We start from the raw sequence: 2,167 nt of genomic DNA on the forward strand, positions 1-2,167 counted from the left end.
CCGCCGAGCCGTCGGCTCAGTCCTGCTGGACCCAGGCGCCGTAGAAGTCGAGGCGGGTCGACGCCTCGAAGCCCAGGCCGTGGACCGTGTCGGCCGCCGCGATCGTCGTCGACAGCTCGTAGACCGGGATCGAGTGCCCCTGCTGGACCAGGAGACGCGCAGCCTGGGTCACGAGCTCCTGCCGTTCGGCCTGGTCGGTCGACGCCGCCGAGCGGTCGAGCAGGTCGTCGACCTCTTCGGGGGCCCGCTTGTTGATGTTGCGCGCGTTGGCCGAGAAGATCGTGCGCAGCACGTCGGGGTCCGAGCGCGTCAGGTTGTAGTAGTCGAAGTCGAAGTCACCGGACTTCTTGAGCTCGGTGGACTCGGCGACCGTGACCTGCTTGAGCTGGAGGTCCACCCCGATCTTCGCGAGCTGCTGCTGGACGAGCTCGAGCGGCTCGGCCACCTGCCAGAACGTGACCGTGGTGGACAGCCGCTGACCGTCCTTGACCCGCACGCCGTCGGCACCCTTGACCCAGCCGGCGTCGTCGAGGAGCGCTTCCGCTCCGTCCGGGTCGTACGCCAGGTCGTCCGAGACGTCGGCCCACAGCGGGGTCGAGTGCGACAGCACGCTCGTCGCAGGCTCGTCCTGCGGGGTCAGCAGGGTAGCGGCGATCTCCTCGCGGTCGATGCCCTTGCTGATCGCCTGCCGCACCGCCGGGTCGGCGGCGAGCGGTCGCGACTCGTTGGGGAAGAGGTTGAAGACGACGCCTGGGTTCGCCCGGTACGCGAGCCAGAAGCCGTTGCCGTCGAACTGCGGCAGGTCGACCGTGCTGATGGCCGCGGTCGCGTCGATCTGCCCAGAGAGCAGGCTGCCGGTGCGCACGCTGGCCTCGGGCACGAACTTCACGGTCACGGTGTCGAGGTAGGCCTCCCCGGTGTGGTCGTCGGCCCCGGAGGCCCAGTCGTACCCGGCGACCTTCTCGAGCACGACCTCCTGGTCGAACGTGTACGACTTCACCGCGAACGGCCCGGAGCCCACGAACTTCCCGGCGCACCGGTCCTCGACGCTGAGAGCGGCCGACGCGGGCGAGAGCAGACCGAGCGAGAAGGTCGAGGAGGCCTGGAGGAACTGCGCGCTCGGTGCCGAGAAGTCGACCCGCACGGTGCGGGGGTCCACGACCGTGGTCCCTTCGTACCCGACGAGGTACGCCGATCCGAGCGAGGCCGCTGCCCCGAGCTCGACGATCTTGTCGAAGTTCGTCTTGACCGCGGCCGCGTCGATCGGCGTGCCGTCGGCGAACGTCGGTCCCTCCCGGAGCGTGAACGTGAAGCTCGTCGCGTCCGCGTCGACCTCCCAGCTCTCGGCGAGCCACGGCAGGATCTCGCCCGTGTCCGGGTCCTGCGCGGTGAGCGAGGCGACGGTCTGACGGGCCGAGGCGATCGCGTCGTTGTTCCCGACCTGCTGCGGGTCGATGCAGTGCGAGTCGACCGTGACCGCGAAGGTGAGGTTGCCGCCCGGGACGGGCTCCGCCGTCGGGCCGGGGGACGTGCCGTCCGCCGTGCTGCCGCCACCGGTGCCGCACGCCCCGAGCAGGAGCGCCGTCGCGGCGAGGGAGGCCGCGGCGAGCGCGCGGCGGGACGGGGCCGTACGGCCGCCGGGGCCCGAGGGCCAGGTCGAGAGGGACATGCGAGAGGTGCTCCTTCGGTCGTGCGCGCCGTCGGACCGGAAGGGGCCGGGCGCTGAGGGGTCGCCGACGGACCGTGGGTGCGTCGGATCGACGCCGGGCTCACGGTGAGCGGCGGTGGGGAGCCGTCGAGGGACGGCGGAGGCCGGGGGATGTCGGCCGCGCGTCAGGTGCGGCCGGGGCTCAGCGGCGTGTCAGCGACAACAGGGCACGAGGGGGCGGGTTCCGCCGAGGCGGCACACCGCCCTGCGGTCGTGCTCCAGTTCCGTCCCGAGTGCGCGCATCGCCCGTTCCTCCGTGTGCTTACCGCGCCCGACGGGTCGCGGTCAGGTACCACCCGGAGCACCCCGTCACGTCGAAGGGTTGCTGGCCAGCGAGCCGGGTCTTGGCGCTGGCGCTCTTCACCTGCCGCACAGGAAAGCCTCCCGGGGGCGAGGAGTCAAGGGGTGAGAGTGCCGTCCCACGCATTGAGACGCCGGGAGCGCGAGACGGGGCCCTTC

The 2,167-nt window shown here is 71.8% G+C and carries 1 protein-coding gene and 1 riboswitch; the gene reads right to left on the reverse strand.

Going from position 1 to position 2,167, the window contains the following annotated elements; translation table 11 throughout:
- Positions 1-16: 16 nt before the first annotated feature.
- Entirely contained in the window at positions 17-1,669 is a 1,653-nt protein-coding gene (locus ACFRCR_RS18445; RefSeq protein ID WP_377679633.1) for an ABC transporter substrate-binding protein, read from the reverse strand.
- Between the two features lie 292 nt (positions 1,670-1,961).
- A riboswitch (SAM riboswitch) is annotated at positions 1,962-2,073 on the reverse strand.
- Positions 2,074-2,167: the final 94 nt, after the last annotated feature.

The organism is Oerskovia sp. NPDC056781 (assembly GCF_042789955.1).
In the GTDB taxonomy this organism is placed as follows: Bacteria; Actinomycetota; Actinomycetes; order Actinomycetales; family Cellulomonadaceae; genus Oerskovia; species Oerskovia rustica.

Coding starts and splice junctions, on each gene's coding strand:
- ACFRCR_RS18445 (WP_377679633.1), bottom strand. CDS start 1,669: ATGTCCCTCTCGACCTGGCCCTCGGGCCCCGGCGGCCGTACGGCCCCG.